General features: G+C 58.3%; 18 protein-coding genes and 1 riboswitch. Of the genes, 5 read left to right on the top strand and 13 right to left on the bottom strand.

Features of this window, described 5'->3' with window-relative positions:
- The first annotated feature begins 368 nt into the window (after nucleotides 1–368).
- A complete protein-coding gene (locus AC5I5B_RS11815; RefSeq protein WP_003507158.1) occupies nucleotides 369–1,361 on the top strand; it encodes an adenosine kinase in 993 nt (330 codons plus the stop codon).
- On the opposite strand, the gene AC5I5B_RS11810 is transcribed toward AC5I5B_RS11815, so the two are convergent.
- Nucleotides 1,354–1,893, bottom strand: coding sequence for an SH3 domain-containing protein (locus tag AC5I5B_RS11810; protein ID WP_003507156.1), 540 nt, complete (start codon nucleotides 1,891–1,893; stop codon nucleotides 1,354–1,356). The two genes, AC5I5B_RS11815 and AC5I5B_RS11810, sit on opposite strands and share 8 nt — an antisense overlap.
- A gap of 174 nt (nucleotides 1,894–2,067) precedes the next feature.
- On the opposite strand from AC5I5B_RS11810, the gene AC5I5B_RS11805 reads away from it, so the two are divergent.
- The gene (locus AC5I5B_RS11805) at nucleotides 2,068–3,072 is read left to right on the top strand and encodes a 2-hydroxyacid dehydrogenase (RefSeq protein ID WP_495752732.1); all 1,005 of its coding nucleotides are present in this window, start codon (nucleotides 2,068–2,070) and stop codon (nucleotides 3,070–3,072) included.
- Nucleotides 3,073–3,117: 45 nt separating this feature from the next.
- Entirely contained in the window at nucleotides 3,118–3,807 is a 690-nt protein-coding gene (locus tag AC5I5B_RS11800) for a hypothetical protein (RefSeq protein ID WP_111833799.1), read from the top strand.
- Between the two features lie 64 nt (nucleotides 3,808–3,871).
- Here the strand turns inward: AC5I5B_RS11800 and AC5I5B_RS11795 are convergent, their stop codons facing one another.
- The 3 genes from AC5I5B_RS11795 to recF are packed head-to-tail and all read right to left on the bottom strand — an operon-like array spanning nucleotide 3,872 to nucleotide 6,262.
- Nucleotides 3,872–4,348: a GNAT family N-acetyltransferase gene (locus AC5I5B_RS11795; protein WP_003507152.1), complete on the bottom strand. Its 477-nt coding sequence runs from the start codon at nucleotides 4,346–4,348 to the stop codon at nucleotides 3,872–3,874.
- The gene (locus AC5I5B_RS11790) at nucleotides 4,345–5,112 is read right to left on the bottom strand and encodes a molybdopterin-synthase adenylyltransferase MoeB (protein ID WP_087743139.1); all 768 of its coding nucleotides are present in this window, start codon (nucleotides 5,110–5,112) and stop codon (nucleotides 4,345–4,347) included. The genes AC5I5B_RS11795 and AC5I5B_RS11790 overlap by 4 nt, the downstream gene beginning before the upstream one ends.
- 22 nt (nucleotides 5,113–5,134) lie before the next feature.
- The gene (gene recF / locus AC5I5B_RS11785) at nucleotides 5,135–6,262 is read right to left on the bottom strand and encodes a DNA replication/repair protein RecF (RefSeq protein WP_003507147.1); all 1,128 of its coding nucleotides are present in this window, start codon (nucleotides 6,260–6,262) and stop codon (nucleotides 5,135–5,137) included.
- A 152-nt stretch (nucleotides 6,263–6,414) separates the two neighbouring features.
- On the opposite strand from recF, the gene AC5I5B_RS11780 reads away from it, so the two are divergent.
- Nucleotides 6,415–7,518: an alpha/beta hydrolase gene (locus AC5I5B_RS11780; protein ID WP_099085770.1), complete on the top strand. Its 1,104-nt coding sequence runs from the start codon at nucleotides 6,415–6,417 to the stop codon at nucleotides 7,516–7,518.
- Nucleotides 7,519–7,548: 30 nt separating this feature from the next.
- On the opposite strand, the gene nrdF is transcribed toward AC5I5B_RS11780, so the two are convergent.
- The 8 genes from nrdF to AC5I5B_RS11740 form a co-directional block, all read right to left on the bottom strand.
- Complete coding sequence (gene nrdF / locus AC5I5B_RS11775; RefSeq protein ID WP_003507143.1) at nucleotides 7,549–8,523, bottom strand: class 1b ribonucleoside-diphosphate reductase subunit beta; 975 nt, start codon at nucleotides 8,521–8,523, stop codon at nucleotides 7,549–7,551.
- Between the two features lie 16 nt (nucleotides 8,524–8,539).
- Nucleotides 8,540–10,726, bottom strand: coding sequence for a class 1b ribonucleoside-diphosphate reductase subunit alpha (nrdE, locus tag AC5I5B_RS11770; protein ID WP_099085772.1), 2,187 nt, complete (start codon nucleotides 10,724–10,726; stop codon nucleotides 8,540–8,542).
- Nucleotides 10,714–11,112, bottom strand: a complete 399-nt coding sequence (gene nrdI, locus AC5I5B_RS11765; RefSeq protein ID WP_003507140.1) for a class Ib ribonucleoside-diphosphate reductase assembly flavoprotein NrdI — start codon at nucleotides 11,110–11,112, stop codon at nucleotides 10,714–10,716. The genes nrdE and nrdI overlap by 13 nt, the downstream gene beginning before the upstream one ends.
- A 12-nt stretch (nucleotides 11,113–11,124) precedes the next feature.
- Complete coding sequence (gene nrdH / locus AC5I5B_RS11760; protein WP_111833800.1) at nucleotides 11,125–11,346, bottom strand: glutaredoxin-like protein NrdH; 222 nt, start codon at nucleotides 11,344–11,346, stop codon at nucleotides 11,125–11,127.
- A gap of 310 nt (nucleotides 11,347–11,656) precedes the next feature.
- A riboswitch (cobalamin riboswitch) is annotated at nucleotides 11,657–11,880 on the bottom strand.
- A 133-nt stretch (nucleotides 11,881–12,013) separates the two neighbouring features.
- Nucleotides 12,014–12,643, bottom strand: a complete 630-nt coding sequence (locus AC5I5B_RS11755; RefSeq protein ID WP_111833801.1) for a nucleoside triphosphate hydrolase — start codon at nucleotides 12,641–12,643, stop codon at nucleotides 12,014–12,016.
- Nucleotides 12,640–13,422 carry an ATP-binding cassette domain-containing protein gene (locus tag AC5I5B_RS11750; RefSeq protein ID WP_003507135.1) on the bottom strand — a complete coding sequence of 261 codons (783 nt, stop codon included), beginning with the start codon at nucleotides 13,420–13,422 and terminating at the stop codon, nucleotides 12,640–12,642. The genes AC5I5B_RS11755 and AC5I5B_RS11750 overlap by 4 nt, the downstream gene beginning before the upstream one ends.
- The gene (locus AC5I5B_RS11745) at nucleotides 13,422–14,504 is read right to left on the bottom strand and encodes an ABC transporter permease (RefSeq protein ID WP_087743130.1); all 1,083 of its coding nucleotides are present in this window, start codon (nucleotides 14,502–14,504) and stop codon (nucleotides 13,422–13,424) included. The genes AC5I5B_RS11750 and AC5I5B_RS11745 overlap by 1 nt, the downstream gene beginning before the upstream one ends.
- Before the next feature lie 228 nt (nucleotides 14,505–14,732).
- Entirely contained in the window at nucleotides 14,733–15,755 is a 1,023-nt protein-coding gene (locus AC5I5B_RS11740; protein ID WP_003507133.1) for a sugar ABC transporter substrate-binding protein, read from the bottom strand.
- Nucleotides 15,756–16,018: 263 nt separating this feature from the next.
- Here AC5I5B_RS11740 and AC5I5B_RS11735 point away from each other — a divergent pair, with 263 nt between their 5' ends.
- A complete protein-coding gene (locus AC5I5B_RS11735; RefSeq protein ID WP_111833802.1) occupies nucleotides 16,019–17,251 on the top strand; it encodes an ROK family transcriptional regulator in 1,233 nt (410 codons plus the stop codon).
- Nucleotides 17,252–17,309: 58 nt separating this feature from the next.
- On the opposite strand, the gene recQ is transcribed toward AC5I5B_RS11735, so the two are convergent.
- Nucleotides 17,310–19,118, bottom strand: a complete 1,809-nt coding sequence (recQ, locus tag AC5I5B_RS11730) for a DNA helicase RecQ (protein WP_111833803.1) — start codon at nucleotides 19,116–19,118, stop codon at nucleotides 17,310–17,312.
- Nucleotides 19,119–19,338 lie beyond the last annotated feature (220 nt).

Below are 19,338 nucleotides of genomic sequence, written 5' to 3'. Positions count from 1 at the left end.
GTGAAGGGGAAGAACGTGGTGAGGCGCTTGGGCGGAAACGCCCTTAGTGGCCACGTGGTGCCATGGGCGGGCGTTCTCCAAAAAGAAAAAGCGGGGTCACCCCCGCCTTTTATGTCCGTTATATACCGCCAGTACATCCGTGGCGGAGATAACGGTTGAGCCAGAAGACCATCATGTCTTCCATTCCGGTACGCGTTCACACACCTTTTGCTCTGGTAGAAGGAATAGCTTAACCACATTACAGGCAGATGACGCGTTTTCGCCCCATCCTGAGAACCGCATATTTTCTCTTTGGGCTTTTCTTGCCGCGAGAAATGTTTAAGACCTTTCGAAAAATATGCACACCCCGTGCGAAACGGATAGGGCCTATGACGAAATTCGACGTACTGACTGTCGGCAATGCCATCGTCGACATTATCTCCCGCTGCGATGATCGCTTTCTCAACGACAATGCCATTACCAAAGGTGCGATGAACCTCATCGACGCGGAACGCGCCGAGCTGCTTTATTCGCTTATGGGGCCGGCTCTTGAAGCCTCCGGCGGCAGCGCTGGCAACACGGCAGCAGGCGTAGCGAATTTCGGCGGTAAGGCCGCCTATTTCGGCAAGGTGGCGGAAGACCAGCTCGGAGAAATCTTCCAGCACGATATCCGCGCCCAGGGTGTCTATTTCGAAACGAAACCGGAAGGCACCTTCCCGCCGACCGCCCGCTCCATGATCTTCGTGACCGAAGACGGCGAGCGCTCGATGAACACCTATCTCGGCGCCTGCGTCGATCTCGGTCCGGAAGATGTCGAAGATGATGTGGTGGCGGATACGAAAGTCACCTACTTCGAGGGTTACCTGTGGGACCCGCCGCGCGCCAAGGACGCCATCCGCGAATGCGCCCGCATTGCGCATGAAAACGGCCGCGAAGTCTCCATGACGCTTTCCGACAGCTTCTGCGTCGGCCGCTACCGCGAAGAGTTTCTCGACCTGATGCGCTCCGGCACGGTGGACATCGTTTTCGCCAACAAGCAGGAAGCGCTGTCGCTCTACGAAACCGACGATTTCGAACTGGCGCTGACCAAAATCGCGGCCGACTGCAAGATCGCGGCGGTGACGATGAGCGAGGAAGGCGCCGTCATTCTGCGCGGCACGGAGCGTGTGAAGGTAGAGGCCTATCCGGTGCATGACGTGGTCGACACGACGGGTGCGGGCGATCTTTTCGCCGCCGGATTCCTGTTCGGTTATACGCAGGACCGGTCGCTCGAAGATTGCGGCAAGCTCGGCTGCCTTGCGGCTGCCGCCGTCATTCAACAGATCGGCCCGCGCCCCATGTCATCGTTGAAGGCGCTTGGCGAAAAACACGGCCTTATTTAAAGGCTTCGCCCGGGTAAGCACCCCAGATTTCGCCCTGCGAAACCCAGCCCGAGGCCTGACCGGCCTCGGCGCGGCACCAGTCGCCATTGCATTCGCCGATCCTGAAGACGACGCCCGGCTCAAGCCGTGCAACAACGGAAGCGCCCGACTGCGCTTCGCGGCGCATGTTCACAAAGACTTCCTTGCCCTTGCCACGCATCCACGGAGCCGCAACGGCCGTGCGCTCACCTGACAGCAGGGCCTGATTGACCCAGCCTTCCGTGCCGTCGGCATCGCGGATACGCCGCCAGTTTTCATATTCCTGGATGATTTCGACGGGCATTCCCGATTTCAAATACATCCATGACACGGCATAATCCGTGCTCGGGCCGATGCGCATATTGACGCGCTTTGATTTCAGGCTGACAAAACGCGGCAGCGGCAGACCGCTTGCGCCTTTTGCGGCACCCTGCGCCATGGCTTCGCCGGCCGCACCGAGAAGGCCCAGAGACAATGCAATGCAAACGATAGAAACCACACTGCGTATGCCCATTTCCGTTTCCCGCCTTCTGCAAACCGGATGATATTTAAGGAGGCTCGTTTCCACATGCCTCAAGCTTCAGCGAGTTTTATTTGTCTTCGCCGGTGGGTCTGGTAGAAACGCCCTGATTGAAAGAAATTATCGCTCTTTCTGGTTAATGACTTCTGAACAAGGCAGCGGCAAACGATGACCCACAAGAAGAGACCGACAGTCTATATCACCCGCAAATTGCCAGACGTCGTCGAAACCAGAATGCGCGAACTCTTCGATGCCGAGCTGAATATCGACGATACGCCGCGCCGCGAAGCGGAGCTTGTCGCCGCCATGCAGCGAGTGGATGTGCTGGTGCCGACCGTCACTGACCGCATCACCGCCGCGATGATCGATCAGGCGGGGCCGCAGCTGAAGCTGATCGCCAGCTTTTCCAACGGTATCGACCATGTGGATGTCGATGCCGCAGCCCGCAAGGGCATTACCGTCACCAACACACCCAATGTGCTGACCGAGGACAGCGCCGATATCACCATGGCGCTGGTGCTGGCCGTGCCGCGCCGCATGATCGAGGGCACACGCGTGCTCGCCAATGGCGCAGATGAATGGCTTGGCTGGTCACCGACTTGGATGCTGGGGCGGCGTATTTCCGGCAAGCGCATCGGTATTGTTGGCATGGGCCGCATCGGAACGGCGGTTGCACGCCGCGCCAAGGCCTTCGGGCTTTCCATTCATTATCATAACCGCAAGCGCGTCAATCCGGCCACCGAGGTGGAGCTTGAGGCGACCTATTGGGACAGCCTCGACCAGATGCTGGCGCGGGTGGATATCGTTTCCGTCAATTGCCCCTCGACGCCTGCAACTTATCATCTGATTTCGGCGCGGCGGCTCGCGCTGATGCAGCCGACCAGCTACATCGTCAATACTGCGCGCGGCGATATCATCGATGAGGCGGCGATGATCCAGTGCCTGCGCGAAGGCAAGATCGCCGGCGCCGGTCTTGACGTCTATGAGAACGAGCCTGCGGTGAACCCCAAGCTCATCAAGCTCGCCAAGGAAGGTAAGGTCGTGCTGCTTCCGCACATGGGTTCTGCGACGATCGAAGGCCGCATCGAAATGGGCGACAAGGTCATCATCAACATCCGCACGCTGTTCGACGGCCACCGTCCCCCGAACCGGGTGCTGCCGGGGCGGAACTGAGCCGGCTCAGGCCACCGTCGTTCGATCATAGGGAGGGAAAGTTCAATGGGTATCCAGGCGAAGTTCTTAACGGTGATCTCCATCCTGCTCATGCTGGTCGGCGGTTCGGCCCAGGCCGCTTCGCCCTCCCCTGAAGAGACTGCGGAACTCTATTATCGCGCCTGGCTGAATTTTGATCGCGCCAGCATGTCTCGTTTGAACAAGGAATGGGGATTCTCGGGTAGCAGCCCGCGCTACACGGATATGGAACTGGTTGCAGACCCGGTCGCCTGGCAACGCAAAAACAGAGGCATGCATTCACCCAAGGGGACAACGAACGAACAATCGGAGCAATTCGCAAAGCTCTGGGTGGCGAGTACGAAACGGGTGCGTTGTAAGGCGGAGCCCGCACGTATCGGTGCACAAACGCCCACGGGTGTTGTTGTGGCGCAAATCAGGATGAACTGCTCTCTGCCGGATGTCGCGCCAGCCTTCCAGCGGCTGAAGGCCAGTGCAAATGCAGACGAGATCGGCGACAGAACGCGCATGCCGTCCGCAAGACTGATGAAGCAGATGGTGGAAGCGACAAAGGCGGCTCCCCTCACCCACAAGGTCAGCACGGAAATCCAGCTCTTCAGCGGGCCGGAGAAAGCTGTGTGGCGGGTCGGATCGGCAGAAAACCAGTCGCAGACCGGCATTGACCGCGTCTCCTCGGTCTTTCTCTCCCAGATGGTGCAATCCGGCCTTTTGCAATAGGCTCTGTGATCGGCCAGGGAAGATAACTCCGGACTTTACGCAGCCGGATCGGCTGAAGACGATTTCAGCCGAGGACCTTGGTCATCTCGATCGAGGTCGTGCGATCGTAACCGGCATGGGCGTTTTCAGCAGTCTTGACGAAACCCCAGGCGGCGAATCTGGCGTGATTGGTGATCAGCTCGATGCGGGTTTCCAGCCGCAGCGCCGGCAGCGCCAATTCGCGCGCCAACGCTTCGGACCTCTGCAGCAGCATCTTGCCTATGCCCTTTCCCTGCGCCTGGGGTGAGACGCACAGCTTTCCGACGTAAAGACAGGCGGGTGGCTCCGGCCGGCAGAACAGGCAGCCCAACAGTTCGCCTTCGTCCACCGCAACGAAAGCAATTTCCGCCCTCGCCTTTTCGGAGAGATTATCCAGCGTCAGGCGATGGGCCGAGGACGGTGGATCGATGACGCCGTCCATATAGGCGAAGGACGACATGATGAGCGCCAGCAATTCCTGCCAGCGATCGAAGTCCTCTCCGATCTCGATAATCTCGGTCACGGCTTCCCTCCCGTTGCCCGCCGCTTGTATCGCACGGTTTCGAAACGGGCAGACAGGGCATCATAGAGGAGCAGGCGGCCGATCAGCGGTTCGCCGGCACCGGTGATCACCTTGATCGCCTCCATGGCCATAAGCGTGCCGATAACCCCGGTCAGCGCGCCGACAATACCTGTTTCCGCGCAATTGGGAATAAGCCCCTGCGGAGGCGGCTCGGGAAACAGGTCACGATAGCCGGGCAGCAGAATGCCCTCGGCATTTGTCTCGTAGGGTTTCAGCACCGTCACCGAGCCGTCAAAACGGCCGACAGCACCCGTTACCAGCGGTCTCCTGGCAGCCTCCGCCGCATCGGCGGCGGTATAACGCGTATCGAAATTGTCCGAGCCGTCGATAAGGAGATCGAAGGGTTGCAGATGGTCATGCGCCCAGACCTGCGAAAAGCGTTCCTCATAAACAAGAGTACGGACATACGGGTTGAGACGGGCGATGGCCTTGCGGGCGCTTTCCGTTTTCAGCTCCCCAATCGTGCCAGTATCGTGGATCACCTGTCGCTGGAGGTTGGAGAGGGAAACCACATCGTCATCGATCATGCCGAGCGTGCCGACACCGGCGGCGGCAAGATAATGAAGCACGGGCGCACCAAGACCGCCCGCTCCGATCACCAGTACGCGCGCCGCCTTCAGCCGCTGCTGTCCGGCGCCGCCGATTTCCGGCAGCAGGATGTGACGCTTGTAGCGTTCGATTTCTTCCGGGCTCAGCGGGTCCATGTCGCACTCCATCTCTCTGCCGTCATGCCGTGATGCTCCCGTGGGAGACATTGAAGAACTGCGCCCGCTCACCAAGGGCCGAGAACATGGCCGCATCCGTTCCCGTCATGAAGCTCTGGCCGCCAAGCGCGTGAATGAGATCGAACAGCGCCGCCCGCCTGCCCTCATCCAGATGGGCGGCGATCTCGTCCAGCAGCAGGACCGGCGCATGGCCGGTCATATTGGCGGTGAGCTGCGCATGGGCAAGCACCAGCCCCACCAGCAGCGCCTTCTGTTCCCCGGTTGAACAGCGTTCGGCCTCCATGTCCTTTTCCGCATGACGCACGAAGAGATCGACGCGGTGCGGCCCATCCAGCGTACGGCCGGCAGCGGCGTCGCGATACCGGCCATCGCGCAACATAAGCCTGTATTCATCCTCCAGATCGACGGCAGGGCGGTTGAGCCCATCGTCCATGAAACCGGAAAGCGAGAGCGCTGCCGACGGGAAAGCGGCATTGCCCGCCCGCCCTTCGATCAGGCTCTTCAGAAGGCCGAGCATCTCATAACGGGCAACGGCCATGGATATGCCGAGTTCGGCCATCTGCTTTTCGATACCGTCCAGCCAGACCGGATCAAAACGGCCTTCCGAAAGCAGGCGGTTGCGGCCGCGCATGGCCTTTTCAAAATCGCTTGCCCGCCGTCCATGAGCTGGATCAAGCGACAGCACCAGCCGATCAAGGAAACGCCGGCGATCCGATGATGAGCCGGTAAAGAGGCCATCCATGGCGGGCGTCAGCCACAGCACCCGCAGATGGTCGGTCAATTCGTCGACGGATTTGACGGGCGTGCCATTCAGTCTCAGGCGACGCGACACCACCTCTCCGTCACCTTCGATCCCGGTGCCGATGGCGACTTCGCCATCCATGCCTTCGACATCGGCAAAAATCGAGAAACCGGCAGCCTCCGCCCCCACCCGTGTTACGTCGGATAAAGTGGCCCGGCGCAGGCCTCTTCCGGGTGAGAGAAAGGAGACAGCCTCAAGCAGATTGGTCTTGCCGGAACCATTGTCGCCCGTCAGCACCACATGGCGGTCATCGAGCGTGAGCGCAGCCGCCGCATAATTGCGGAAGTCCGTGAGTTTCAGCCGTAAAAGCGACACCTTGTTCGTCATCTTTACGGCCTAAAACGAACATGTCCGGATAGCAAGGCGGGGAATGCCTCTCCACATCGAAGACCATCGCAGCAGCGCAATTCATTCTCCAGTAGCAACTTTTTTGACGGCCGGTTATTTATCAGCCGTTCCTTGTCATCGGTAGCCCATTCATGCGCCTGATTTTTTCGCTCCTTCTCACCCTCAGCGTTCTTTCATCCTGCGCGGGCAGACCGGGGGCGGATGTGCTGCAGGCTGTGGACACCAGGGCCAAAGGCACCAAAATCGTAACCGCCTATGTGGCGAGTACACGCGAGAGAAACAAGGACGCAAAAAAGGGCTTCGGGACGGAACGGGCGGCCGAGCCGAATTATGCGCGCTTCGATATTTCCATTCCTCCTACCCATAAAAGCGGAAAAATCGAGTGGTCCAGCGGCAAGCCGGACCCGAAGAAGGACTTCGTTGTTACCAAGGCCGATATGTTGACGAAGACGGCCTTCAACGCCGATCTCGGCGATATTGCCCGCTCTGGCAAGCAGATCGCACTTTTTGTGCATGGCTATAATTACAGCTATCAGGAAGCCCTTTTCCGCGCGGCGCAAATGGCTGCCGATGCCAATATGAATGGCGTGCCATTAGTCTTTTCCTGGCCTTCGCAGGCCAATGTCACCGGCTACGTCGCCGACAAGGAATCGGCGACCTATTCGCGTGATGCGCTGGCCGCCCTATTGACCGACCTCACCCGGCAGACACCACGAAAAAGCGTCGTCGTGTTCGGTCACAGCATGGGCGGCTGGCTGGTGATGGAAGCGTTGCGGCAATTGCGCTTCGAAGGCAGGAACGATGTCATCGCCAAGCTGCAGGTGGTGCTGGCTGCGCCCGATATCGACGCCGATGTCTTCCGCAAGCAGATCGAGGTCGTCGGCCGGCTCAATCCGCCACTCACCGTGCTGGTGTCCAAGGACGACCGGGCCTTAAAAGCATCCTCCATACTGGGCGCTGATGTCACCCGCATCGGTGCGCTTGACGTCACCGATCCGCAGGTTCAGGAAGCGGCCCTGAAAGAGGGCGTGCAATTCGTCGATATCTCCAATCTGGAGGCGTCGGACCCACTCAATCACGACCGTTATGCCGCGCTGGCCTCCATGGTTCCGCAGCTGGAGGCAAGCAGGCGCGGTGGTGATATCAATAGTGCAGGAGCCTTCGTATTCGATGCGATCGGCGCAACGGTCTCCAGCCCCTTCCGCCTTGCGAGCCAGGTGGTGAACCCGCAATAGGCTTTGCGGGTTCCTGCTGACATCAGGGTTTCAGAAATCCCAGTCTTCATCTTCAGTCGCGACTGCCTTGCCGATGACATAGGACGAGCCGGATCCGGAGAAAAAGTCGTGGTTCTCGTCGGCATTGGGTGAGAGTGCCGACAGGATCGCTGGATTGACCCGGCAGGCCTCGGCGGGAAACAGCGCCTCGTAACCCAGATTCATAAGGGCCTTGTTGGCGTTGTAATGCAGGAACTGCTTGACATCCTCGGTCAGGCCAACGCCGTCATAGAGGTCTTCGGTATATTTCGCCTCGTTATCGTAAAGTTCGAGCAGGAGATCGAAGGCGAAGTCCTTGATCTCCTGTCTCTCCTTTTCGCCGAGGCGCTCCACCGCCCGCTGGAACTTGTAGCCGATATAATAGCCATGCACGGCCTCGTCGCGGATGATGAGGCGGATCAAATCCGCCGTATTGGTAAGCTTGGCGCGGCTTGACCAGAACATCGGCAGGTAGAAGCCGGAATAGAACAGAAAGCTTTCCAGGAACACGCTGGCGATCTTCTTTTTCAGCGGATCGCCGCTGTCATATTCGCGCATGATCAGCGCGGATTTGCGTTGCAGGAACTCGTTTTCCTCAGACCAGCGATAGGCATCGTCGACATCAGGCGTGGAGCATAGCGTCGAGAAGATCGAGGAATAGGAGCGGGCGTGCACGGCCTCCATGAAGGAAATGTTGGAGAGCACGGCCTCCTCATGCGGCGTGGCCGAATCCGCCATCAGCCGCACGGCGCCGACACCGTTCTGGATGGTGTCGAGCAATGTCAGCCCGGTGAAGACACGGATGGTCAGCTTCTGTTCTTCCGGCTTCAGCGTTCCCCAGGAGGGAATGTCGTTGGAGAGCGGCACCTTTTCCGGAAGCCAGAAATTCGAGGTCAGGCGGTTCCAGACTTCGAGATCCTTGTCGTCCTCGATGCGGTTCCAGTTGACCGCGCGAATGCGGGACGCGGGTTTTACGGCGATGTTCATTGTCTTGTCCCTCAATTCAGAGCGTGCAGGAAACGCAGCCCTGAACCTGCGTGCCTTCCAGCGCCATCTGGCGCAAACGGATGTAGTAGATGGTCTTGATGCCCTTCTTCCAGGCGTAGATCTGCGCCCGGTTGATATCGCGCGTCGTTGCCGTATCGCGGAAGAACAGCGTCAGAGACAGGCCCTGATCGACATGCTGGGTGGCCGCCGCATAGGTGTCGATGATCTTCTCAGGACCGATCTCATAGGCATCCTGATAATATTCGAGATTGTCGTTCGAGAGATAGGAAGCCGGGTAATAAACGCGGCCGATCTTGCCTTCCTTGCGGATTTCGATCTTCGAGACGATTGGATGAATGGAAGACGTCGAGTGGTTGATATAGGAGATCGAACCTGTCGGCGGCACGGCTTGTAGGTTCTGGTTATAAAGACCTGATGCCATGACGTCCTGCCTCAGCGCCTTCCAGTCCTCCTGCGTCGGAATGGCAATGCCGGCCTTTTCGAACAGTTCCTTCACCTTTTCGGTCGCGGGCAACCATTCCCGGTCGGTATATTTGTCGAAATAGTCACCCGAGGCATATTTCGAATTTTCAAAGCCCTTGAAGCTCTGGCCTCTTTCCACCGCCAGCCGGTTGCTGGCGCGGATGGCATGATAGGTCACGGTGTAGAAATAGATATTGGTGAAATCGACGCCCTCTTCGGAACCGTAGAAGATGCGTTCGCGCGCCAGATAGCCGTGCAGGTTCATCTGGCCGAGCCCGATGGCGTGGCTCGCATCATTGCCCTTTTCCACCGAGGGGACGGAGGAAATGTGGCTCATATCAGACACTGCTGTCAGCGCCCGGATGGAGGTCTCGATGGTCTTGCCGAAATCGGCCGAATCCATTGCAGCGGCAATGTTGAGCGAACCGAGATTGCAGGAAATATCCTTGCCCATATGGCTGTAGGACAGATCGGCATTGAATTCACTCGCTTCGCTGACCTGCAGGATTTCCGAGCAGAGATTGCTCATGCTGATGCGGCCGGCGATCGGATTGGCGCGGTTCACCGTGTCCTCGAACATGATGTAGGGGTAACCGCTCTCGAACTGGATTTCGGCGATCACCTGAAAGAATTCGCGCGCCTTGATCTTCTTCTTGCGGATGCGGCTGTCGGCGACCATTTCGTGATATTTTTCGCTGACCGAAATCTCGGTCAACGGCACGCCATAGACCCGCTCCACATCATAGGGCGAGAACAGATACATGTCCTCGTTGTTGCGGGCGAGTTCGAAGGTGATGTCGGGGATCACCACGCCGAGCGACAGCGTCTTGATGCGGATTTTTTCGTCGGCGTTTTCGCGCTTGGTATCAAGGAAGCGCATGATGTCAGGGTGATGGGCATGTAGATAGACCGCGCCAGCACCCTGGCGTGCGCCAAGCTGGTTGGCATAGGAAAAAGAATCTTCCAGCAGCTTCATCACGGGAATAACGCCGGAAGACTGGTTTTCGATCTGTTTGATCGGCGCTCCGAATTCGCGAATATTGGTCAAGGACAGCGCCACGCCGCCGCCGCGCTTGGAAAGCTGCAAGGCCGAATTGATGGAGCGGCCGATGCTTTCCATATTGTCTTCCACCCGCAGCAGAAAACACGAGACCAGCTCGCCGCGGCTCTTTTTGCCGGCATTGAGGAATGTCGGGGTGGCCGGCTGGAAGCGGCCTGAAATGATTTCATCGACCAGATTGCGGGCAAGCTGCTCATCACCACGCGCAAGGGCCAGCGCCACCATGCAGACGCGATCCTCATAACGCTCCAGATAACGTTTTCCGTCGAAGGTCTTCAGCGTATAGGAGGTGTAATATTTGAAGGCGCCGAGAAAGGTCGGGAAGCGGAATTTCCGGGCATAGGCCTCGTCATAGAGGTCACGAACAAAATTGAAGGAATACTGGTCCAGCACCTCCTGCTCGTAATATCCCTCCGTCACCAGATAATCGAGCTTTTCCCTGAGGTTATGGAAAAATACCGTGTTCTGGTTGACGTGCTGGAGGAAATATTGCCGGGCGGCCAGCCGATCCTTGTCGAGCTGGATCTTCCCGTTCTCGTCGTAAAGGTTCAGCATCGCGTTCAGCGCGTGATAGTCCAGCCCCGCATCAAGCGGTTTCTGGCTTGCGGCTGCCGGCTGTTTGGCGTCCTTGCGCAGCGCGCTCGAGGTCAGCGTGTCCAAAATCGTTCCAATCCATGTTTGACGTTGGCGACGTCTTCTTCCGTGCCGAGAAGCTCGAAGCGATAGAGAAACGGCACCGCGCATTTGCGCGAGACGATATCTCCGGCGGATGCGAAAGCGGCGCCAAAATTCGTGTTTCCCGCCGCGATGACGCCGCGAATGAGATTTCGGTTGGAGGGCTCGTTCAAAAACCGGATGACCGGCTTAGGCACGGCCCCTTTGGTGCCGCCGCCCCCATAGGTGGGGGTGACCAGCACATAGGGTTCCGACACATGAGGCACGTCGTCCTCAGCGCCGAGCGGCAGGCGAAACAAACGCCGCCCCAGTTTCAGAAGGAAACGATGGGTGTTTTCAGAGCGGCTGGAATAGTAGACGATCAGGCCCATCGCCTTACCGCCTCAGCTGATCGAGCCGATCATATCCGGCCGGAAACCCGCCCAATGGCGCTCGCCGGCGACGACCACGGGAACCTGCATGTAACCAAGACCCCGGACGTGATCGAGCGCATCCGCATCTTCGGAGATATCGATGATCTCATAGGGAATACCAATGCGGTCGAGCGCACGATAGGTGGCGGTGCACTGGACGCAGGCGGGTTTGCTGTAAACGGTGACGGTCATGATTTCCTCTCTCGAAGCCGATTTCGGACACGGCTCAACATTGCCGATTACAATCGCAATCGGGTGGCGGTGGATCTGTCATTCAGGTGAGGCACGTAGCCCAGGCAACTCTTCGCATTTTCGGATAGAAACCGGGGTCCGGTTTTCCCAAAATGCTGCAAGCCGCACAAAATCACTCTCTACGCCGACGAGCGCAGCAACTTAAAGAAATGCACTGGCATGACTTCACCCCGAAGCTTGTTCTGGAGGGGGCAGAAAAGGGCGCACGCAAATCATTTGCGTCAACACCTTCCTCCGGACACCCCGCCCGTGGACGTTTGCGCTCAAGGCAGGTCTCCTGACTTGCGGGTCACAACATCTATTCCGGCCTTCCCGGAGCTTTTGGCTCCAGTGACCCAAATCGGAACGATGCTCGCCGCTTACAGTTGCGGGGGCAGTTTCGGCCTTGTTCCGCCATGATGGCGTTACGCACCGAATTCCCGTCTTAGCTCCCAATCCTTGCGAATCGGAAGAACCTTGAACACCACATATAGTATATAAGGAAATTTTTACGTCAATGAATAGACACACAAAAGCCCCACCCTGTGGATCAAAAAGATTCAACACATGGTCAACAAAGGCTTAACGGCAAACGCGCTTTGCCGGTAAAGAACTGGAAAGCGTTAATCTATTCCCAGATATCGATATGAATATCGGCTGGACGCGCGTTTTCGATCACCCTTTTTCCGTTGGGAAGATCGTTTTCGAAAAGCTTGGCATGGATCTGAGCGGCATCGAGACCATAACCCTGCCATCTGTTCCGCAGCCTCTCTTCCAGCACGGCGACGGACGGGCCCACGAAGATGGTGAGGTCAAAGCTCTCGGAAAGGCTTGTCCAGGGCGCTTCGTTCAGCAGCAGATAATTGCCTTCGGCAAGGACAAAGCGCGTTTCCGGCGCAATCGCCCGGGCGGACGCAATGGCAATTTCCCGGGAGCGGTCGAAAACCGGAACAAGCACCTCCTGCCCGCCCTTGCGGACGGCGGAGACGATATCCAGGAAGCCGCGCACATCAAAAGTTTCAGGTGCGCCTTTTCGCGGCAGCAGTCCCCGTTCCTCAAGAATGCCATTGTCCATATGGAAGCCATCCATGGGCAGGACGGCGGCCGTTTCGCCTCGCGCCCGCAAGGCCTCAAAAAGAGCATCCGCAAGCGTGGATTTGCCGGCCCCAGGGGGACCGGCAATGGCTATGATGAAACGGGATTGACCCTCTGCCCGCCGAAGAACGTCTTCGACGATCGTCTCAAGCTTCAGCGTCATGCGGCAAGCGTTTCCTTCGGCGCTTCCTTGGCGCCGGTCATGAAGGCGACGGCGTCGGACATGGAATAGTCCTTCGGATTGATGACGCACAGGCGCTTACCGAGCCGGTGGATATGGATGCGATCCGCAACCTCGAAAACATGCGGCATGTTATGCGAGATCAGGACAATCGGCAGACCGCGGGAGCGCACATCCAGAATAAGCTCGAGAACGCGACGGCTTTCCTTGACGCCGAGTGCCGCCGTCGGCTCGTCGAGGATGACGACCTTGGAGCCAAAGGCTGCCGCACGCGCCACCGCCACGCCCTGGCGCTGACCGCCGGAGAGGGTTTCCACCGCCTGATTGATGTTCTGGATCGTCATCAGGCCGAGTTCCGACAGTTTTTCGCGGGCGAATTTTTCCATGGCCGGGCGGTCGAGCGCCCGGAACAGGCTGCCCTGAATGCCGGGCTTGCGGATTTCACGGCCGAGAAACATATTGTCAGCTATGGACAATGCGGGAGACAGCGCAAGGTTCTGATAGACGGTTTCGATGCCCGCCTTGCGCGCCTCGATCGGCGAGCGGAACTGCACCGGCTTGCCTTCCAGCCTGATCTCCCCTTCATCGGGTGTCACCGCACCGGAAATCGCCTTGATGAGAGAGGATTTGCCGGCGCCGTTATCACCGATGACGGCAAGGATTTCGCCCGGATAAAGGTCGAAATCGGCATTGTCGAGGGCGGTCACACGACCGTAGCGTTTGACGAGATTGCGTGCTGTGAGGATAGGTTCTTTTGCCATCAGCCTGCTACCTTTCTGATCCACTGGTCGATTGCGACAGCCAAGATGATAAGGACGCCGATCAACAGATAGGTCCATTGCGGGTCTGTGCCGATAAGCCGGAGACCGAGTGAAAAGACGCCGACGATCAGCGCACCGAAAATCATGCCCATGATGGAGCCGCGTCCGCCGAACAGTGACAGGCCGCCGATAACCACCGCGGTGATGGATTCGATGTTGGCGAACTGGCCGGCGGTCGGCGAAACCGAGCCGATGCGGCCAATGAGGGCCCAGCCGGCAAAGGCGCAGATGAGACCGGACAGGGTATAAACGGTGGTCAGCATACGCTTGACATTGACACCAGCGAGTTCCGCAGCATCAGGATCGTCACCCACGGCATAAAGATGGCGGCCCCAGGCGGTGCGGTTCAGCACATACCAGAGCAGGGCGACCAGCAGAACCATGGCAATGACGCCATAGGTGAAGACCGCGTTGCCGAAACGGATATTCGCGCCGAAGAACTGCAGGATCGGCGCCTGCTGGGCGATGTCCTGAGCCCGGATCGTCTCATTCGCGGAATAGAGGAAGTTGGTCGCAAGCACGATCTGCCACATGCCAAGCGTGACGATGAAGGGCGGCAGGCGCATGCGCGAAACCAGCACGCCGTTGATGAAGCCGCAAAATGCACCGACGGCGAGGCCACAGAGAATGGAAAGCTCCGCCGGAAGACCGTAACGGAAGGTAAACTGCCCCATGACGACGGAGGACAGAACCATGATCGCGCCAACCGAAAGGTCGATGCCGGCCGTCAGGATGACCAGCGATTGCGCTGCGCCAACGATGCCGACGATCGCGACCTGCTGCAGGATGAGGGTTAGCGAGAAGGCGGAGAAAAACTTGCCGCCAAGGAGCAGGCCGAAAATAATCAGCGACAGCACCAGAACGATAAGCGGCACCGCCGCCGGGCTGGAATGGAGAAAATGCTGGAATTTTTCCAGCGCACTCTTGTCGTGCGTATCGAAAGCGGCGACCTGCGTCGAACTTCCCGAAAGCACCTTTTCAAATTCATTATGCGGCTGAGCCCGCACCGGCTGATCGCTCATTGGATTTTCCTCCCGATCGCTCTATCGCATCAGCCCTGACACCTGGGTCTATCTCCAAAGAGAATGATGCGTAGATTTCAAAGTGTTGTGAAGCGGCCTGTGTCATCCCCGCAGGGGCGCGCAACGCGCTCGTTTATTCCTTTGTCCGATCCCCCGGATCGTGCCTGATATTCATTCTGGTCCAAGGGCGGGGGCACGAATGCCCCCGCGGGTTTCAACGTTGAGGCATCATCCCCAGCACTTGTTGAGACCTTCCTTCGTATCGATCGAGTCGAGGCCCTTGACCGGCTTGTCGGTTACCAGCGTCACGCCGGTATCGACGAAGTTCTTGCCTTCGGTCGGCTTCGGCTTTTCGCCCGTATCGGCAAACTTCTTGACGGCTTCGACGCCGAGCGCCGCCATCAGCAGCGGATATTGCTGAGAGGTCGCGCCGATCACGCCTTCCGCCACGTTCTTGACGCCCGGGCAACCACCGTCGACGGATACGATCAGAACATCCTTTTCGCGGCCGACCGCCTTCAGCGCCTCATAAGCGCCGGCAGCTGCGGGCTCGTTGATGGTGTGGACGACGTTGATGGTGGGGTCCTTCTGCAGCAGATTTTCCATCGCTGCACGGCCGCCTTCTTCGTTACCATTGGTGACATCGTGACCGACGATACGCGGATCGCTCTCGTCGCCGATCTTGTTGATGTCCTTCACGTCGATGCCAAAGCCCTTCATGAAGCCCTGGTTGCGCAGCACATCAACCGTCGGCTGGGAGGGGGTGAGGTTGAGGAAGGCGATTTTCGCATCCTTGGCCTTGTCGCCGAGGCTGCCGGCAGCCCATTTGCCGATCAGTTCACCAGCGAGAAGATTGTCGGTGGCGAAGGTGGAATCGGCGGCATCAACGGGTTCGAGCGGTGTATCGAGGGCGATGACCAGAAGACCGGCATCACGCGCCTTCTGCACGGCCGGAACGATGCCCTTGGTGTCCGATGCGGTGATCAGGATACCCTTGGCGCCATCGGCAATGCAGGTCTCGATGGCGGCGACCTGGCTTTCGGAATCGCCGTCGATCTTGCCGGCATAGGATTTCAGCGTCACGCCGAGCTCTTTGGCCTTGGCGGTCGCTCCTTCTTTCATCTTGACGAAGAAGGGATTGGTATCGGTTTTGGTGATGAGGCAAACCGAAGTATCGGCTGCAGACGCAACGGACGCGAAAGAAACGCCAAGCGCAAGCGCGCCCAGAAGAGCGGAAACAGTGGTCTTCATGAGATCCTCCCAATGGATATTTGAGCACCGTGACGGTTACCCGACGATCCCGTCTCCTCCGAGAACAATGATCGTTGACCCAGATGGAACCACCAAAGGAAACGGCTGTCAATAAATAAATCCGATTGAATTATTAATTCTCTATGGCATTCTAATAGGCGGCAGGGAGGAATATCGCCGCGTCGTTTAACGTTGCGATAGCAAGATTGCCATAAAGCCTGCTGTATCGGTCGCGACGGATATTGCGGGCGGGAGGATGACATATGAGACAATCTGTCGAGACGGCGCCGCCGGCGTCGCCCACCACCATGGATATAAGCAGCGGCGCCAACCAGATCGGGGTGCGCGCCTATAATGAGCGGCTCGTGCTGTCCCTCGTTCGCCGCCACGGCGGACTGTCAAAAGCCGAAATATCAAGACTTTGCGGACTTTCGGCACAGACCGTCTCCGTCATCATGCGGTCGCTAGAGAAGGACGGACTTCTCATTCGTGGTGAAAGACTGCGCGGCAAAGTCGGCCAGCCTTCGACGCCGATGCGGCTTAATCCTGACGCCGTCTTTTCTTTTGGTGTGAAGATCGGCCGGCGCAGCGTCGATCTTGTGCTGATGGATTTTGTCGGCCGGATCAGGCTCAAGCTGCGCAAAACCTATCCCTATCCCATGCCGGAATGGATATTGCCATTTGTAATCGACGGCATAACGGAGCTCGAATCGAAGCTTTCGCCGGCCGAGCGAGAGAAAATTGCCGGCGTCGGCATCGCCGCGCCATTCGAATTGTGGAACTGGGCGCAGGAAGTGGGCGCTCCGCAGATTGAAATGGAGCGATGGCGGGGCGTGGATATCCGGTCGGAAATTGCCGAAAGCGTCAGCTATCCCGTTTTTCTGCAAAACGACGCGACCAGTGCCTGTGGCGCTGAACTGGTTTTTGGAACAGGCCAGCATTATCCGGATTTCCTCTACGTCTTCATCGGTTCCTTTATCGGCGGCGGCGTCGTTTTGAATTCGGCGCTGTTTTCCGGAAAGACGGGAACGGCCGGCGCGATCGGCCCGCTGCCGGTGCAAGGGCAGGACGGCAATACCGTCCAGCTTCTGAAAATCGCGTCGATCTTCGTTCTGGAAAACATGCTGCGGGACAGGGGCATCGATCCGCGTCCCCTCTGGTTTTCTCCAGACGAATGGATCGATTTCGGCGAACCGCTGGAAAGCTGGATCCGAAAAACTGCCGCAGCTCTGGCGCAGGCAGTCATTGCCGCCGCCTCCATCATCGATTTTTCGAGCGTCATCATCGACGGCGGTTTTCCCGATTGGGTCAGAACAAGGATCGTAGCCGCCACCCGCCTTGCCCTTAAACACCACGATTTGCAGGGTGTCACGCTGCCTGAAATCATCGAAGGTGCGGTGGGTAGCCAGGCGCGGGCAATCGGCGGTGCGAGCCTACCGCTGTTTTCGCGCTACCTCATCGATCAGAACGTTCTGTTCAAGGACACGACCGGCTGAGCCTTTGTCGGAGCCCACCGATTTTTGCTTACCCGGCTTTTCATTCGATTTCTGCCGGTCACTCGCCAGCGGCGTGCTGCATGATCGCCGCCAGAAAGGCTGGCCCGTAGCGCTCCAGCTTGGTGTCTCCGACGCCGGGAATCCCAGCCATTTCCTTCGCGGAGACCGGTTTTGCCGTGGCAAGTTCTATCAGGGTCTTGTCATGGAAAATCACATAGGGCGGAACGTTCTGCGCACGGGCAATTTCCATGCGCTTCGCACGCAGAGCCTCAAAAAGACTGCGATCAGCTTCAGGCAAAATCGTCGATACCGTGTTGCGGGGCGTCTGTTGCCGGGCAGAACGCGGAGCAGATGGTATCCTCAGCATCAACGCAGGTTTTTCGCGCAGGAACCGCCGTCCATCTTCGGAAATGGACAGACCACCATGCCCGGACAGATCCACTTCAATCATGCGTAACGCAACCAGTTGACGCAGAATGGCGCGCCAGGTGCGATTGTCATGTTCTTTACCTATACCGTATGTCGTGATGCGATCATGTCCGAAGCGGGAAATCCGCTCATCCTCGACCCCCAGCAACACACGGATGACATAGGCTTGGCCAAAACGTTCACCGGTGCGATAAATACAGGACAGAAGCTTCTGTGCGGCGATGGCCCCGTCAAACAGGTCCGGCGGCTCGGCGCAGGTATCGCAATTACCGCAGGGCTGACACCGGTCGCCGAAATAGGACAGCAGAACCTGCCTGCGGCAGCTCGCGGTTTCCGCAAGGCCGAGCAGCGCGTCAAGCTTCTGGCGCTCCATATATTTGCGCTGGTCCGCAGCATCCGACTCTTCGATAAAGCGGTTGCGCAGGGCGATGTCTTCGTAACCGTAGAGCATGAGTACGTCCGATGGCAGACCATCGCGGCCGGCTCGGCCCGTTTCCTGATAATAGGCTTCGATGCTGCCGGGCAGATCAATATGAACGACGAAGCGCACATCGGGCTTGTCTATGCCCATGCCAAAAGCGACGGTCGCGACAATGATGACCGCCTCGCCGTGCTGGAAACGGGTCTGGTTCTCCTCGCGGGCGGCCTTGTCCATCCCAGCGTGATAGGGCAGTGCATCGCGCCCCTCCTCCCGCAGCCATGCGGCCGTTTCGTCCACCTTCCGTTTGGAAAGGCAATAGACGATCCCGCTTTCACTGTCGCGGTCCTTCAAAAAGCGCTTCAGCTGCGCGCGTGGATTATCCTTTTCCATGATCGCATAGCGGATATTGGGCCTATCGAAGCCGGCGATGAAGGCGTCATCCTCTTCGATTCCCAGGTGACCGAGAATTTCGGTGCGCGTAGGCCCATCGGCCGTTGCTGTCAGCGCCATGCGTGGCGTGTCGGGAAAACGCTCGATCAGCGTATCAAGCTGGCGGTAAGGTGGCCGGAAATCATGCCCCCATTGAGACAGGCAATGGGCTTCATCGATAGCGATCAGCGACAGGGCAATGGGCTGGAGGGCGTCCAGGACATCCGGCTTGAGAAGGGTTTCCGGTGCGGCATAAAGAATGTCGACTTTACCGGCCCGCATATCCCGCCAGAGCGCGCGCCGCTCTTCAGGAGAGAGATCGGAATTAAGAGCCTCCGCACGCACGCCCGCCTGACGCAGGGCAGCGACCTGATCGACCATCAGCGCGATGAGCGGCGAGACGATCAGCCCCATACCGTCGCGTGCAAGCGCTGGAATCTGGTAACAAAGCGACTTCCCACCACCTGTCGGCATCAAAACGAAAGCATTATTGCCCGCCACCACGTGCTGGATGATTTCGGCCTGCCGCCCACGAAACACATCGTAGCCATAGACGGTCTTGAGGATATGCAAGGGATCAGCGGTCACGGCAGCTTTTATCCGAACTGGAATGATGGCGCATCATCACCGTTTTGGGGTCTATGGCAATCCCGAAGATGGAATTGGTCATGGAAGTGCGTAGCGGGATTGATTTTATGACCAGCAGCCCTGTTTTACCGTTGGCAGCGGTGCGGGTCCGCTTTTATATTCCGGACGCCAAAAAGGGCTCGGAGTTTCCCCGGAGCCCTTTGATATGTTTGGTAGGAAT

The sequence above is a fragment of the Agrobacterium sp. genome, from assembly GCF_059499945.1.
Note: the sequence above shows the minus strand (reverse complement) of the source record. Positions and strands in the feature narration are given on the sequence as shown.

Coding starts and splice junctions, on each gene's coding strand:
- AC5I5B_RS11750 (WP_003507135.1), bottom strand. CDS start 13,422: ATGGCAAAAGAACCTATCCTCACAGCACGCAATCTCGTCAAACGCTAC.
- AC5I5B_RS11810 (WP_003507156.1), bottom strand. CDS start 1,893: ATGGGCATACGCAGTGTGGTTTCTATCGTTTGCATTGCATTGTCTCTG.
- AC5I5B_RS11740 (WP_003507133.1), bottom strand. CDS start 15,755: ATGAAGACCACTGTTTCCGCTCTTCTGGGCGCGCTTGCGCTTGGCGTT.
- AC5I5B_RS11780 (WP_099085770.1), top strand. CDS start 6,415: ATGCGCCTGATTTTTTCGCTCCTTCTCACCCTCAGCGTTCTTTCATCC.
- AC5I5B_RS11790 (WP_087743139.1), bottom strand. CDS start 5,112: ATGGACCCGCTGAGCCCGGAAGAAATCGAACGCTACAAGCGTCACATC.
- nrdF (WP_003507143.1), bottom strand. CDS start 8,523: ATGAACATCGCCGTAAAACCCGCGTCCCGCATTCGCGCGGTCAACTGG.
- AC5I5B_RS11735 (WP_111833802.1), top strand. CDS start 16,019: ATGAGACAATCTGTCGAGACGGCGCCGCCGGCGTCGCCCACCACCATG.
- AC5I5B_RS11815 (WP_003507158.1), top strand. CDS start 369: ATGACGAAATTCGACGTACTGACTGTCGGCAATGCCATCGTCGACATT.
- nrdH (WP_111833800.1), bottom strand. CDS start 11,346: ATGACCGTCACCGTTTACAGCAAACCCGCCTGCGTCCAGTGCACCGCC.
- AC5I5B_RS11755 (WP_111833801.1), bottom strand. CDS start 12,643: ATGACGCTGAAGCTTGAGACGATCGTCGAAGACGTTCTTCGGCGGGCA.
- nrdI (WP_003507140.1), bottom strand. CDS start 11,112: ATGGGCCTGATCGTCTACTATTCCAGCCGCTCTGAAAACACCCATCGT.
- AC5I5B_RS11745 (WP_087743130.1), bottom strand. CDS start 14,504: ATGAGCGATCAGCCGGTGCGGGCTCAGCCGCATAATGAATTTGAAAAG.
- AC5I5B_RS11800 (WP_111833799.1), top strand. CDS start 3,118: ATGGGTATCCAGGCGAAGTTCTTAACGGTGATCTCCATCCTGCTCATG.
- recF (WP_003507147.1), bottom strand. CDS start 6,262: ATGACGAACAAGGTGTCGCTTTTACGGCTGAAACTCACGGACTTCCGC.
- AC5I5B_RS11805 (WP_495752732.1), top strand. CDS start 2,068: ATGACCCACAAGAAGAGACCGACAGTCTATATCACCCGCAAATTGCCA.